Annotated in this window: 11 protein-coding genes; 7 read left to right on the plus strand and 4 right to left on the minus strand. The window is 62.8% G+C overall.

Features of this window, described 5'->3' with window-relative positions:
- Nucleotides 1–12 precede the first annotated feature (12 nt).
- On the plus strand, nucleotides 13–1,197 hold the full coding sequence (locus RS899_RS08155) for an acetyl-CoA C-acyltransferase (RefSeq protein ID WP_315809584.1): 1,185 nt from the start codon (nucleotides 13–15) through the stop codon (nucleotides 1,195–1,197).
- 10 nt (nucleotides 1,198–1,207) lie between these two features.
- Nucleotides 1,208–2,335 (plus strand): acyl-CoA dehydrogenase family protein, encoded by a 1,128-nt coding sequence (locus RS899_RS08160; protein ID WP_045208133.1) that lies wholly within the window; start codon nucleotides 1,208–1,210, stop codon nucleotides 2,333–2,335.
- Nucleotides 2,336–2,567: 232 nt separating this feature from the next.
- Here the strand turns inward: RS899_RS08160 and RS899_RS08165 are convergent, their stop codons facing one another.
- On the minus strand, nucleotides 2,568–3,500 hold the full coding sequence (locus tag RS899_RS08165) for a LysR family transcriptional regulator (protein WP_024765514.1): 933 nt from the start codon (nucleotides 3,498–3,500) through the stop codon (nucleotides 2,568–2,570).
- 165 nt (nucleotides 3,501–3,665) lie between these two features.
- Here RS899_RS08165 and RS899_RS08170 point away from each other — a divergent pair, with 165 nt between their 5' ends.
- On the plus strand, nucleotides 3,666–4,895 hold the full coding sequence (locus RS899_RS08170) for an acyl-CoA dehydrogenase (protein WP_054907905.1): 1,230 nt from the start codon (nucleotides 3,666–3,668) through the stop codon (nucleotides 4,893–4,895).
- A 206-nt stretch (nucleotides 4,896–5,101) separates the two neighbouring features.
- Here the strand turns inward: RS899_RS08170 and RS899_RS08175 are convergent, their stop codons facing one another.
- From RS899_RS08175 to RS899_RS08185, 3 genes are all read right to left on the minus strand, one after another.
- Nucleotides 5,102–5,302, minus strand: a complete 201-nt coding sequence (locus tag RS899_RS08175; RefSeq protein WP_233298886.1) for a hypothetical protein — start codon at nucleotides 5,300–5,302, stop codon at nucleotides 5,102–5,104.
- Complete coding sequence (locus tag RS899_RS08180) at nucleotides 5,268–6,311, minus strand: TerC family protein (RefSeq protein WP_315809585.1); 1,044 nt, start codon at nucleotides 6,309–6,311, stop codon at nucleotides 5,268–5,270. The genes RS899_RS08175 and RS899_RS08180 overlap by 35 nt, the downstream gene beginning before the upstream one ends.
- Before the next feature lie 201 nt (nucleotides 6,312–6,512).
- Complete coding sequence (locus RS899_RS08185) at nucleotides 6,513–7,895, minus strand: phosphate ABC transporter substrate-binding/OmpA family protein (RefSeq protein WP_315809586.1); 1,383 nt, start codon at nucleotides 7,893–7,895, stop codon at nucleotides 6,513–6,515.
- A 197-nt stretch (nucleotides 7,896–8,092) separates the two neighbouring features.
- Here RS899_RS08185 and RS899_RS08190 point away from each other — a divergent pair, with 197 nt between their 5' ends.
- From RS899_RS08190 to RS899_RS08205, 4 genes are all read left to right on the plus strand, one after another.
- On the plus strand, nucleotides 8,093–8,335 hold the full coding sequence (locus RS899_RS08190) for a hypothetical protein (protein ID WP_315809587.1): 243 nt from the start codon (nucleotides 8,093–8,095) through the stop codon (nucleotides 8,333–8,335).
- 147 nt (nucleotides 8,336–8,482) lie between these two features.
- Nucleotides 8,483–11,107: a hypothetical protein gene (locus tag RS899_RS08195; protein WP_315809588.1), complete on the plus strand. Its 2,625-nt coding sequence runs from the start codon at nucleotides 8,483–8,485 to the stop codon at nucleotides 11,105–11,107.
- A 232-nt stretch (nucleotides 11,108–11,339) separates the two neighbouring features.
- Entirely contained in the window at nucleotides 11,340–11,963 is a 624-nt protein-coding gene (locus RS899_RS08200) for a response regulator transcription factor (RefSeq protein WP_054907910.1), read from the plus strand.
- A gap of 336 nt (nucleotides 11,964–12,299) precedes the next feature.
- Nucleotides 12,300–13,505 carry a hypothetical protein gene (locus RS899_RS08205; RefSeq protein WP_315809589.1) on the plus strand — a complete coding sequence of 402 codons (1,206 nt, stop codon included), beginning with the start codon at nucleotides 12,300–12,302 and terminating at the stop codon, nucleotides 13,503–13,505.
- Nucleotides 13,506–13,552 lie beyond the last annotated feature (47 nt).

The following is a 13,552-nucleotide window of genomic DNA, read 5'->3' on the forward strand; positions in this document are numbered from 1 at the left end:
AGGAGACAGCTCATGAACGATCCCATCGTTATCGTCAGCGCCGCCCGTACGCCCATGGGCGGCTTCCTCGGCGACTTCAAGGACGTCACCGCCGCCACCCTCGGCGCGGCCGCGATCCGCGCCGCTGTCGAACGGGCCCGCCTGGGCGCCGAAGAGGTGGACGAAGCGGTACTCGGCTGCGTGCTCTCCGCCGGGCAGGGCCAGGCGCCGGCACGCCAGGCAGTGCTGGGTGCGGGCCTGGCGCGCGGCACGCCGTGCTCCACGGTGAACAAGATGTGCGGCTCGGGCATGAAGGCCGCGATGATGGCCCACGACGCCATCCTCGCCGGCAGCGCCCGCGTGGCTTTGGCCGGCGGCATGGAGAGCATGTCCAATGCGCCGTACCTGCTGGAGCGTGCCCGCAGCGGCTACCGCATGGGCCACGGCAAGGTGCTTGACCACATGTTCCTCGACGGCCTCGAAGACGCCTACGACAAGGGCCGCCTGATGGGCACCTTCGCCGAGGACTGCGCCGAGAAATACGGCTTCACCCGCCAGCAGCAGGACGACTACGCCATCGCCTCGCTGACCCGCGCGCAGAAGGCCATGAGTGAAGGCCGCTTCGCCGAGGAAATCGTCGCGGTGACTGTCAAGGCCGGCAAGGAAACCCGCGAAATCAGCCAGGACGAACAGCCGCCCAAGGCGCGCCCGGACAAGATTCCCACCCTGAAACCGGCGTTCCGCGACGGCGGTACCGTGACGGCGGCGAATGCCAGCTCCATCTCCGACGGCGCCGCCGCGCTGGTGCTGATGCGTCTGTCCGAAGCCGAGAAACGCGGCCTGACGCCGCTGGCCGCGATCCGTGGCCACGCGTCCTTCGCCGACGCGCCGAACCTGTTCCCGACCGCTCCGGTGGGCGCGGTGAACCGCCTGCTGCAACGCACCGGCTGGGCCATCGGCGATGTCGACCTGTTCGAGGTCAACGAAGCCTTCGCCGTGGTCGCCATGGCCGCCATGCGCGAGCTGGATATTCCCCACGACAAGCTCAACGTCCACGGCGGCGCCTGCGCCCTCGGCCACCCCATTGGTGCCTCTGGCGCGCGGGTGATCGTGACCCTGCTGTCGGCGCTCAAGCAGTACGACCTCAAGCGCGGTGTGGCCTCGGTGTGCATTGGCGGCGGCGAAGCCACGGCCATTGCGGTCGAGCGCCTGGCGTAAGGAGCCGACCATGATTCCCAGTGAAGAAGACATCCAGATCCGCGACGTTGCCCGACAATTCGCCCAGGAGCGGCTGAAACCCTTCGCCGCCGACTGGGACCGTGAGCACCGTTTCCCCGCGGAAGCGATCAAGGAAATGGCCGACCTCGGCTTCCTCGGCATGCTGGTGGCGGAGGAGTGGGGCGGTGCGCAGACCGGCCACCTGGCCTACGCCATGGCGCTGGAAGAGATCGCCGCCGGCGACGGCGCCTGCTCGACCATCATGAGCGTGCACAACTCGGTGGGCTGCATGCCCATCGCCAAGTTCGGCAACGACGAGCAGAAGCGCCAGTTCCTCGTGCCCCTGGCCCGTGGCGAAATGATCGGCGCCTTTGCCCTGACCGAACCGCAGGCCGGCTCCGACGCCAGCTTCCTGAAGACCCGCGCGCGCCGCGACGGCGAGCATTACGTGCTGAACGGCAGCAAGCAGTTCATCACCTCCGGCAGCCATGCCGGCGTGGTGATCGTCTTCGCAGTGACCGATGCGGCGGCGGGCAAGAAAGGCATCAGCGCCTTCATCGTGCCGACCGATACGCCCGGCTACCGCGTGGTGCGTGTCGAGGACAAGCTCGGCCAGCATGCCTCGGACACCTGCCAGATCGCGTTCGACGATGTGCGCATCCCCGCCAGCTACCGGCTGGGCGAGGAGGGGCAGGGCTACGCCATTGCCCTGGCGAACCTGGAAGGCGGTCGCATCGGCATCGCTTCGCAAGCCGTCGGCATGGCCCGCGCCGCGTTCGAGTACGCCCGCGACTACGCCCACGAGCGCGAAACCTTCGGCAAGCCGATCATTCAGCACCAGGCGGTGGCTTTCCGCTTGAGCGACATGGCCACCGAGATCGCCGTGGCGCGGCAGATGGTCCACCACGCCGCCAGTCTGCGCGAAGCCGGCTTGCCGTGCCTGACCGAGGCCTCCATGGCCAAGCTGTTCGCCTCGGAAATGGCCGAGCGCGTTTGCTCCGCAGCGATCCAGACCCTCGGCGGTTACGGTTATCTGCAGGATTACCCGGTAGAGCGCATCTACCGCGACGTGCGCGTGTGCCAGATCTACGAAGGCACCAGCGACGTGCAGCGGCTGGTGATCGCGCGGAGTCTGTAAAGGGTTCGCCGGCAGACCCCGGCCTGTTCGTTGGACAGGCACTTCGGCAGGGCGGGGTCTGCAGGTGGCTTGTCGGACCTGACGCCTTTGCTTTCTGTAGGAGCGAGCTCGCGAACCGCCCAACGGTCGAGTTACCGGCGAGCAATGTCCGAGAGCAACCTCGCTTCTGCAATGTGCTACGCAGGATGGTGTGGAGTGAAGCGATACCCATCAATGGGCATCGCCCCAGGTATCAGGCGCGCTCCGCCGCCTCGCGCGCTTCGCGTGCCGTCACTTGCTGGCACAACTCGATGATCTGCTCGCGCATCCAGCGGTTGGCCGGGTCCTGGTCGGTGCTTTCGTGCCAGTACAGGTGGGTTTCCAGCTTGGGCACGTCATTCACCGGCAGGTCGACGAAGTGCAGGCCGTGGTGGCGGGCGAAGCGCTCGGGCACGGTGACCACCATGTCGGTCTGCTGCACCACGGTGGAGGCCATCAGGTAGTGCTGCGAACGCAGGGCGATCTTGCGTTGCAGGCCCATCTTGCCCAGCGACAAGTCGACGTAGCCCAGGCCGCTGCGGCGGCTGGAAATCTGAATGTGCGCCACCGACAGGTATTCCTCCAGCGTCACCTTGTCCTTGGCCAGCGCATGGCCCTGGCGCATGGCGCAGACGTAGCGGTCTTCCATCAGTTTGACGTGGCGCACCTGCGGGTCGGTGTTCAGCGGCGCGTCCACGGCGAAGTCCAGGCGTCCGGCGGCCAGCTCCTTGGTGGTTTCGCGGCGCTTGGAGAGGAAGCTCTCGATGTGCACGTTCGGTGCCTGGCGGCGCAGGCGCTGGAACAGCGGCGGCAGGACGATGGCCTCGGTAAGGTCGGTCATGCTGATGCGATAGGTCTTGTTCGCCTGGGTCGGGGTGAAGGTACGGCTTTCCTGCACTGACACGCGAAGAAGCTGCAGCGCGTTGCGCACCGGCCCGATGATATTCTGCGCCATGGGCGTGGGCACCATGCCTTGCGCGGTGCGCACGAACAGCGGGTCGTTGAAGGTTTCGCGCAGGCGGGCGAGGGCGTTGGAGACGGCGGGCTGGGTGATTCCGACTATTTGTCCGGCGCGGGTCAGGTTGGCTTCGGTGTAGATCGCGTCGAAGACGATGAACAGGTTCAGATCGACCTTGCTGAGGTTCATTCCAGGGCTCCGCTTGTCATTGTTTTGGCCCGATCATACCCGAACCTGCGCCCAGGTCCATATGGGTTATGAATGTTCATCGATTCGGATAATAGGCTGGGTAAATCCTTCCCGCTGTTCTAGCATCACTCCACACAAACAACCGCCGCCAGAAGGTTAGCCCCCATGGATTTCGCTTATTCCGCCAAGGTTCAGGATCTGCGTGAGCGCCTCACCGCGTTCATGGAAGCCAACGTCTATCCCGCCGAAAAGGTGTTCGAGGAGCAAGTGGCCCAGGGTGACCGCTGGCAGCCCACGCAAATCATGGAAGACCTCAAGGCCAAGGCGAAAGCCGAAGGCCTGTGGAACCTGTTCCTGCCCGAGTCCGAGCTGGGCGCTGGCCTGACCAACATGGAATACGCACCGCTGGCCGAGATCATGGGGCGCTCGCTGATCGGCTCCGAACCGTTCAACTGTGCAGCTCCCGACACCGGCAACATGGAAGTGCTGGTGCGCTACGGCTCCGAAGAGCACAAGCGCACCTGGCTGGAGCCGCTGCTGCGTGGCGAGATCCGCTCGGCCTTCGCCATGACCGAGCCGGGTGTGGCTTCTTCCGACGCCACCAACATGCAGGCCAACGCCGTGCGCGATGGCGACGAGTGGGTCATCAACGGCCGCAAGTGGTGGACCTCCGGCGCCTGTGACCCGCGCTGCAAGATCATGATCTTCATGGGCCTGACCAATCCGGACGCGCCGCGTCACCAGCAGCACTCGATGATCCTGGTGCCCACTGACGCCCCCGGCGTGAAGATCCTCCGTCCGCTGCCGGTATTCGGCTACGACGACGCTCCGCACGGCCACGCCGAAGTGCTGTTCGAGAACGTCCGCGTGCCCTACGAGAACGTCCTGCTCGGCGAAGGTCGCGGCTTCGAGATCGCCCAGGGTCGCCTCGGCCCAGGCCGCATCCACCACTGCATGCGCTCCATCGGCATGGCCGAGCGCGCGCTGGAACTGATGTGCAAGCGCTCCGTCAGTCGCACCGCCTTCGGCAAGCCGCTGGCACGCCTGGGTGGCAACATCGACCATATCGCCAACTCGCGCATCGAGATCAACCAGGCGCGCCTGCTGACTCTCAATGCCGCATACATGATGGACAAGGCCGGCAACAAGTTCGCCCAGAGCGAGATTGCCCAGATCAAGGTCGTCGCGCCCAACGTCGCCCTGCAGGTGATCGACCGCGCCATCCAGATGCACGGTGGCGCCGGCGTCTCCAACGACTTCCCCCTGGCCTACTGGTACGCCATGCAGCGCACCCTGCGCCTGGCCGACGGCCCGGACGAGGTGCACCGTGCGGCCATCGGCAAGTACGAGATCGGCAAGTACGTGCCGCGTGACGCGCTGCGTAGTAGCCACTGATCGTTAGTCCCAATGAAAAGGCCCGCTGATGCGGGCCTTTTCATTGGTGGGTCAGGGCGCTTTTCATAGGAGCGGACTCCGTCCGCGATGTGCATCAAGCCGGCTCCGAGCTGCCGGAAACCTGTCGCGGAGAAAGTCCGCGCTTTCAGGCGCCGGTCGGGCCCGACTCACAAAGCACAAGGCCAGCTTGCGCTGGCCTTGTTCATTCATTGCAGGGGAGAGGGGTCTGGCCCGTCGGTCTTCGCTCGCTGCTCGATCAACCATTCCCGCCGCGTGTGCAACTGGGCGGCGAAGGCCCGCGCAGCGGCCTCGTGGGGAAAGCGCAGCGCGCGACGACCGAGACGGACCTGCCAATAGGCCCGGCCGCGAAACTCAACGGCTTCGATCCTCACCTCCAGCGCTTGCATGGATCCTCTCCTGGCTGACGATTTCCAGCGGTTCCTCGCTGGTCCGGCGCGTCTTGAGCAAGGATAGCAGTATGCCACCCGCCAAAAGGCCGAAGGTTACGCCAAGGGACAGGGCGGCGGGAACCTTGCCGATGAATCCATGCAGGAAAATCTTCGTGCCGATGAACACCAGGACCAGCGCCAGGGCGTACTTGAGGTACACGAAGCGATGGATCATCGCCGCCAGCGAGAAGTACAGGGCGCGCAGGCCGAGGATGGCGAAGATGTTCGAGGTGTAGACGATGAACGGGTCCTGGGTGATGGCGAAGATCGCCGGCACGCTGTCGACGGCGAACACCAGATCGGCCAGTTCGATCAGGATCAGCGCCAGGAACAGCGGCGTGGCGTAGCGCACCAGCTTGCCCGAGGCGTCTGGCATCTTCACGAAGAAGTGGTGCTCGTGAAGGGTGTCGGTCATGCGGATGCGCTTGCGCAGGAACTTCAGCACCGGGTTGTTGGCCAGGTCCGGTTCGGCGTCATGCTTGGCGAACAGCATCTTCACGCCGCTGAACAGCAGGAAGGCGCCGAACACATACATGATCCACTCGAACTCTTTCACCAGCGCGGCACCCAGGCCGATCATCAGCGCACGCATGACGACGGCGCCAAGGATGCCCCAGAACAGGACCTGGTGCTGGTAACGGCGAGGGATGCCGAAGAAGCCGAAGATCATCGCCATGACGAACACGTTGTCCATCGATAGCGACTGTTCGACGAGGAAACCGGTGTAGTACTCCACCGCGCTGGTGGCACCGAACTCGTACCAGACCCAGCCACCGAAGGCCAGGCCGCAGGCGAAGTAGCCGGCGGAAAGCATCAGGCTCTCGCGCACGCCGATCTCATGGTGATCGCGTTGCAGGACGCCCAGGTCGAGTACGAGGAGAAGAATCACGATGGCCAGGAAGGCCAGCCAGAACCAGGTGGCGGTTCCGAGGAATGGTTCGGTCAAAAAGGCGTGCAGAGCTGTCATTTGGCCCCTCCCTTAGTGTCGTTGTCGAAAAGTGACTCCGACATGGCGGTTGGCAACCGTCAGAGGGGCCCGGCGTCACTGGCGGGAAAATAGCAGAGCGCCCGGCAGAGACAAGCGAAGGAACGTAACAAGTTCCTACAGCATTTCCAGACCAGGCGATCAGCTTCCTTCAAACAGTCTAGAAGTTGAGCGCCAGAGGGGTCAGTAGACCCAGACTTCGACGCGGCGATTCTTCACCCGGCCGTCGTTATCGCTGTTGGCTGCCACCGGAAGGGCATCACCCATCCCGCTGATCTCGCGGAACATCACGCCTTCCTTGGCCAGTTCGCGGCGCACGGCCATGGCGCGCAGCTTGGAAAGCAGTTCGGCGCGCGCCGGGTCCTGCTTGGGATCGCCGAAGCCGACCAGCACCGCCTGCTTGTTCATCTTGCCGGCCTGCTGAAGGTAGGCGAGCAGACGGTCGATATCGCGCTGTGCCTTGTTGTCCAGGGTTGCGCTGCCTTCGCGGAAACGGAAGTTCACCGACAGGCGCTCGGCGTCTCGCGCCAGGGCCTGATAGTTCTCCGGCATGCTGGCACGCGGTGCCATCTTCACTGCCTGTACACGCTGGCCGACGAAGCCGCTGGTGCTGACCAGGGCCTGGCCCTTGTCACCCTGGGCGAACTGCAGCAGGGCGCGGGCCCAGCGGTTCGGCTCTTCGGGCTTCATGTAGAGGAACAGACGGCGCGACAGTGGGTAGTCCTCGGTGGCGATCAGTGTGGTCGATGGCGGCATGGCCTGGGAGTCGCCGTCGGCAATGCGCAGCGCCTTGGCATGTTGGACGGACGACAGGCCGACGAAGCCAATGCCCTGCGGGTCCTTGCTCACTTCGGCGGACAACTGGTCGCTGGACTCGAAGCGCTGGACACCACTGGCCAGTGTCTTGCCGTGACTCGCCAGGACAAGCTCCTTGAAGGTATCGAAGGTGCCGGAGTTGTCGTCGCGCGAATACAGGCGAATGGCACCGCCGCGCCCGCCAATCTCTTCCCAGGTTTTCACCTCGCCGGAAAAGATCTTCGCCAGCGTATCGGTGGTCAGTTCATCCAGTGGGTTGGCTGCGTTGACGATGATCGCCAGGCCATCGATGCCGATCACCTGTTCGGCCTTGGCGCTGCGCAGGTTGCCCGATGCCGAGAGGCCTGCGACTTCGGCGTCCTTGATCGGGCGCGAGGCGGCTGCCAGCTCGGCACTGTTGTCCTTCAGGGCGACGAAGCCAGTGCTGGAGCCGTGGGCGGCCAGGTCGACGATGGCCTCCTTGCCGTCCTGGGTGCGACCGATGATTCGCTGTTCGTTCTCCGCCTTGCCCGGCTTGGCAGTGACGTCGCTGTAGCCCTCGCTGGCCAGCAGGCCTTTCACCAGCTCCGGCAGCAGGTGTGCGCCGATGGTGTTGGAACCCTGGATGCGCAGCACCGGCTCTCCGCCCTGGGACGAGGGCAGGGCGGCGAATGCCGACCAGGGGAATGCGTAGCAGATGAAGGCGATGGTGAGCCAGGCGATGGTCACGGGCCAGGGTTGGGCGTCGCTGGGGCTCGACTTGTACTGCATGGGTCAACTTCCATTTGAGGCATCGTTGGCGCGGCAGATTAAGTCGGAATCATTGCATCGATATGACGCTTCGCTGCGGCGCAGAGCGTTTGTCGCTGCCTTCGGATATGACTGGTGGGTTGTCGGATGTTTCCGATTTCGGCTCCGTGCCGGCAGGGCTATACAGCTCCCTCAGTACGGGCATGCCGGAGAACAAAATGGACGAGATTCTCGATTTTTCGTCGCTTCTGATGAAGCTGGTCCTCATCCTGCTGGTGGCGCTGATGGCTGCAACTTTGCTGGTGGCACCTGAATCGATGTTGGAAAGCGCGTCTTCGACGCTGTGGCTGGTCGCCCCGTTGTTTGTCCTGACGACGGTACTCGACCTGGTTGGTGCTGTGCGCGGGAACTCGCCAGGCAGCCTCACTCCGAAACCGTCGCACGATTTACCCCGCAGTTGATGGCCTGCCGTCGCGAGACGGAAACAACGCAGATCCAATGAACGGGTGATGGGAAAATTCTTCCGGCTCATCAGGATTGCCTGATAACGCCAGTTTTCCGGCCAAGCGAAACTTGCGCGGTTTTAACATCCCCGCCGGAAATGAATCATGACTCAGTCCAGTAGTGCACCAACGCCGGTTGGCCCCGAGCATCCTGTAAAGCTGATTTCCCTGGCTGTACACAGCGCTTCCGCCAATCACTGGGGGCGCCCGTGGCGCCGGCGGACATTGAGTGTGATGTATCCGCGGGAATTGACCTTCAAGGGCATCAGGCTGTCGACCCAACAAATGCAGTCATGGTTGAACCTGCTGGCAAGGGCCGGGGTATTGAAGCGGCGCAAGGCCGAACCTGCAGGTAGCCGTCAGAGCGAGGTCGCGAAGCAGGCTCCGCCGCCAGTAGAGACGCCGCAGGCCGGTTCGGCGTTGGCAGACCTGGCCTTTGAGTGGAGTTCGGAGATGATTCCGGATTTCGCACAGTTCGCCCGGTTGTCGCGATTGAAGAGAGAGCAGGAACGGGCCGCCGTTGATGGCAGCGAGGACCTGTCTGGTTCCGCCGGTGATCAGGAACTGCTCGATGGCCTGCCCAGTGACGCAGACGCGATTCTCAGCGGCGCCTCGATGGATGCCGTGCCGTCAGAAGTTCTGGATGCGGACTTCCTGGATCCCACGAATAGCACGGTGCAGCAGGGTGAAAAGGTCGGAGAGGCCGAGCCCGCACAACAAGCCGAAGGCACTGCTGCAGAGCCGGTCGCGCCGCAGGGTTCCGAAGGCACCGTGACGGGCGGATTGCAAGCTGCGGAGTTGCCGTCTGCTGCCGACGATGACTCCGCACCAGTCTCAGAGCCGGTTTCGATGCAATCAACAATTGGAATCGAGCTTGCTGATTCGGTTGCTTCCACTGAGGTGGAGAGCATCGAGAGCATTGCGGCTGACGCGTCGAAACAGGTCGTTGACGATGAGTCGACAGCAATCGAACCGCCCAAGCCGCTCCTGCCGGAACAGGAGGCCGCCACCGAGCGCCAGCCTGCTATTACCGCGGTACACGAGTCCACCGAAGCAGAGCCTGTCGCGTCGACGTCTGAACCAACCGCAACGCCGGTCTGGCAGGACACCGAAAAAGCGGCCAGCGTCCCTTCTGTTGAGACCGTACTACTCGCTTCGGTCGAGCAGGCCGAGCCAGATGCCCCGGGCACTCTGGAGCCGGTCAGGACTCAGCAATCCGAAACCGCTGCCCACGAAGGGAGCGCAGTGTACGAGCCTTCTCTCGAATGCCAGCCGACAGAGGTGTCGGTGGGTGTCGATCTTGCTGAGCAGATTGACGACGAGCATCTCGAGCTTTTGCTGCCTTTGCAGGATTTGAGCGAGCCTTCCGAGATTCCGGTCGTTGAGGCGATCAGTGCCGATATTCCGAATGAGCTCGAACAGCAGGAATTCGTCGAGCACAGAGTCGAGCAGATGGAAAAGTCCCCTGAACCGGATGATGTCCAGGCTTCCCTGCACGAGGGGGCGATGGATGTCGAACCGCTGTTGATCCATGTGGTGGAACCAATCGCATCACTCGAACCGGAGGTGGCGACCAGCATCCTTGCCGTGGACCTGGAGCCGCAGGAGGAAGCTGCTCCTGCCGTGCAGGTGGCGGCGGAGTCTGCCGAGCTTTTCGAACCGGAACGAGACGTGCCGGTAGAAACCTCAATTTTCCAGGAGGCCCTGGCCTCGGGAAGCCAGTCCGAACACTTGATGGCGGAGCCCGGCGTTTCCGATTCCAGCACTGCTCATGCCGAGGTGGCTCTGGAGCCGATCATCGCAAGCCTTGAGGACGCGCTGGCAACGCTGGCGGTTTCCGACCCCACTCACGACCAGATCTACAGCCAGCCGCGAGGCCGCATCGGCGAAAGGTCGGAATTTGTGGGCATTGGTTCGATTGATGTCGCGACGGCGAGATACACCCAGTCAACCGTGTCTCTTGCGGCTCCCGCAGTCGAGGCCAAGCCATTGGCTGACAACTACCTTGAGGCGGCGGTGCTTCAGGGGATATTTATCCATAAGGAAACTGAAATGACCCATGTGCACAATGAGATGGCTGAGGCAGATGTGCAGGAAACGGCTGCCCCAGTAACCTCGGTGGAATTGCAGGAGGTGTCGGCTGTGCTGAATGTGCCTCAGCTCGAGGCCGATCCGGAAGATGTCCTGTCCGACGTCCAGAGTACCCTCAACTCCCTCGCTGGCATGGCCCAGGGGCTGACCCAGCAGAAGCAGGCCGCCGGCCGCTTGCAGGAAGAGCTGGAGCACTGGAACAACCAGTTGCAGGAGCGCGAACGCCTCGCGGCTGACAAGGAAGAGCGTCTGCAGCAACTGGAGAACCACCTCAAGGAGGCCAAGACCAATCTGGATCGCATGGCTGCCGAAAACAATCGCCTGCTGGCTGAGCGCAGCGAAGCACTCAAGGAATTGGCCCAGACAGTCGATATGCGCGACAAGACTACTCTCAAGCGTGCCGAGTCCATCCAACTGGAGCAACAGCGCATTGATGAGCAGTCGGCCAGCCTGCGTGGCCGTGCGAGCGAGTTGGATGAGCGTGAAAGCGCACTCAAGCGCAAGACCGATGAACTGGCGGTTAGGCTCAAGCAGTTGCAGAGCGCCAAGGATAAATTCAGCACCATCGTCAAGAGCTTCAACGAGACGGTGCAGTTCAACAGCACCTTGTCTGCCATTTCCAAGACGGTTACCGAGTGACCTGTCCGGCCGGTGGGGCGGAAGCCCCACCGGCTGAGATGCTGTTGCAGTGGGTGCGCTGTCGCATAGGGCGTTGCCGAGACCGGGATTGGTCCGTTTACGCGTATTTGACAGCCACGAGTTCCGGTGCCCCAGCCATTCAATGACATTCTGCGGGAACGACTGCGACGGCATCTTCTGTCGATACGCCACGTCGTACCCAGCCCGTAGGGCCTTCGCTGCAAGGAGGAACATGGCCCGCGTAGTTCTCATCGAACCGTTGCGGCGTGACTTCATCGCGCTTCGCCGGTTTCTGCTGGATCACGGTCATCAGTGTGATGTGCATTTCAAGTTTGCACGTCAAGCCTTGATTGGCCTGGATATCAGTAACTGCGACCTCCTGGTGGTAACTCTGGAGTTGCCGGACATTCATGGCATGGAACTGGTCACCATGCTCCGGCGAGATGGTCGACTCAAGCCCACTACACCGGTGCTGGTCTGCTCCAGCCTGGGTTCGCCCCTGAATATTCAACGGGCGATTCGCATCGGCGTTTCGGGATTTCTGCTGATGGACGACCGTCCGACCCTGATCGGCCGAGCTGTCGACGCCGTTCTTGCGGGCGGGAAGATATTTCCCGAGCACGGGCATCTGCCGCTGGACCGTGATCCCAGACTGGAGTCCGCGCTGGCTCTTCCCACCCACCTGGTGGCTGTTCTCTATGGCTTGCGCAGGGGGCGCTCTGTCGCGGCACTGGCGGATGTCCTGGCATTGTCAGGGGCGAGCATTGGCCAGCACAGGAGACAACTGATGCGGAAACTGTCGGCCACGACCCTGGAGGAGCTATTCAGCATAAGCGAGCAGATCGGCCTGCTCTAAACGCATTGCTTCGCTCGAGCTATCTGCCGCTTCCTGAGTCCGGTGGTCGCATTGTCGTAGGAATGCGTCGAATGATTCGGCGGCCTTGCATAGTTTTCCTTCGTCTATGCAGGAATTAACTGACATCCACGTCGACGTTGGGCTGTGAGAATCCTTCCCGCAACCTGTCCTGATCTCACGCTATCAACGTAGAGCAGGACAGCCCATCGGCTCATCCAGTTGGCCCGATTGCCGCTGCTTTCGAAGCGGCATCACCACCAGGTTCCTGGCCTTGTTCGAAGAGTCGAGCGAGCTGCCGGGACGGTGAGGCTGACTACCCTCAGGGTAGGACGTTTCATGACTTCAGATGCGAAGCGGTACGAAGGAGATCAGGAAGAGGGCTTGTCTGTCATGACCGACACTCAGCCGTCTGCGCTGGAAACCGCATTTCTTTCCCCAGCTATCGAGGAGGATCTGTCCGGGCTCCTGACTCCTCAACCAGCCCCCATTGAAGGCCTGGTTCGCCCCGCTGTTTCGGTGGGGTATATCCCGATCCATGTCAACGCTCCGACTGGGGCTGGGGAGCCCGCTGATCCTCGTTCTGTGAAGGCTTTCGAAAACCTGGAGCGGGATCTCGACGATCTCGCCACGGTCTGCTCGGGGCTGAGCCCTGTGGAGCCCGGTTGCGCCGGTTCAATCGAGCCCTTGGCGATCACTGCCGACGAAGCGTCTGCCTGCTCGGTGGTCGATGAAGCCGAAGCTGGCGCCATTCTGCTCGATTCGCTCCAGATGCCGGCAAATAGGTATGACGCCGAATGCAATGTGGCTGACGTAGCGATCGTTTCGCCCGCCGATCGGCCGGCCTTCCACTTTTCCAACGAGGAATCCTCCACCATGAATGCCCAAGCCCAACCCGCTGGCTCCGGAGTCGCAAATGCCCAGGCGTCCGTGGAGTCTGCTGTGAGTGTGCGTCAATCGTCCTCCCTTGAAACCGACGGCGTCCTGCACGATGTGCAGTCCACGCTCGATTCCCTGGCGGGTATGGCCCATGGCTTGTCGCAGCAGAAGCTGGAGATCGTGAAAATGCGCGAGGCGCTCGAGGAGCGTCGTCTGGCGGCGCTTGAGCGTGAGCGTCAGTTGGTTGAGCGTGAGGAACGCCTGAGCCAGCAGGAGCAGCGGTTGCAGGAAGAGAAGCACGGCATCGAGCGTATCGCCGAGCACAATGCTGCTGTACTCGCGGAGCGCAGCAGCGCGCTGCAGACGCTTGCGGAAACAGTCGACAGCCGCGATCGTGCGACGACCAAACGCGCCGAGGTACTGAGCCAGGAACAGCAAAGTATCGACCGTCAGCTGAATCAGTTGCGCGCTCGGGTGCAGGAGCTGGATGACCGCGAGGTGGGGCTGCAACGCCAGGGCGCGGAACTGTCAGATCGCTTCAAGCAACTGCTCGATGCCAAGGAGCGCTTTGGCGCCATCGTCAAGGGATTCAACGAAACCGTACGCTTCAACACGACCTATAGCGCTATCAGCAAGACTGTCGGAGCCGGCGCGGAAGAGGCCTGAGCCCGAAGCCGAGCCCAGGAATGATAAGGCCCGGCACTGGCCGGGCT

This window comes from Pseudomonas sp. C9-3 (genome assembly GCF_032392015.1).
GTDB lineage: Bacteria > Pseudomonadota > Gammaproteobacteria > Pseudomonadales > Pseudomonadaceae > Pseudomonas > Pseudomonas nitroreducens.

Excerpts from the sequence above, each read along its gene's own strand:
- RS899_RS08155 (WP_315809584.1), top strand. The coding sequence starts at position 13 with ATGAACGATCCCATCGTTATCGTCAGCGCCGCCCGTACGCCCATGGGC.
- RS899_RS08160 (WP_045208133.1), top strand. The coding sequence starts at position 1,208 with ATGATTCCCAGTGAAGAAGACATCCAGATCCGCGACGTTGCCCGACAA.
- RS899_RS08165 (WP_024765514.1), bottom strand. The coding sequence starts at position 3,500 with ATGAACCTCAGCAAGGTCGATCTGAACCTGTTCATCGTCTTCGACGCG.
- RS899_RS08170 (WP_054907905.1), top strand. The coding sequence starts at position 3,666 with ATGGATTTCGCTTATTCCGCCAAGGTTCAGGATCTGCGTGAGCGCCTC.
- RS899_RS08175 (WP_233298886.1), bottom strand. The coding sequence starts at position 5,302 with ATGCAAGCGCTGGAGGTGAGGATCGAAGCCGTTGAGTTTCGCGGCCGG.
- RS899_RS08180 (WP_315809585.1), bottom strand. The coding sequence starts at position 6,311 with ATGACAGCTCTGCACGCCTTTTTGACCGAACCATTCCTCGGAACCGCC.
- RS899_RS08185 (WP_315809586.1), bottom strand. The coding sequence starts at position 7,895 with ATGCAGTACAAGTCGAGCCCCAGCGACGCCCAACCCTGGCCCGTGACC.
- RS899_RS08190 (WP_315809587.1), top strand. The coding sequence starts at position 8,093 with ATGGACGAGATTCTCGATTTTTCGTCGCTTCTGATGAAGCTGGTCCTC.
- RS899_RS08195 (WP_315809588.1), top strand. The coding sequence starts at position 8,483 with ATGACTCAGTCCAGTAGTGCACCAACGCCGGTTGGCCCCGAGCATCCT.
- RS899_RS08200 (WP_054907910.1), top strand. The coding sequence starts at position 11,340 with ATGGCCCGCGTAGTTCTCATCGAACCGTTGCGGCGTGACTTCATCGCG.
- RS899_RS08205 (WP_315809589.1), top strand. The coding sequence starts at position 12,300 with ATGACTTCAGATGCGAAGCGGTACGAAGGAGATCAGGAAGAGGGCTTG.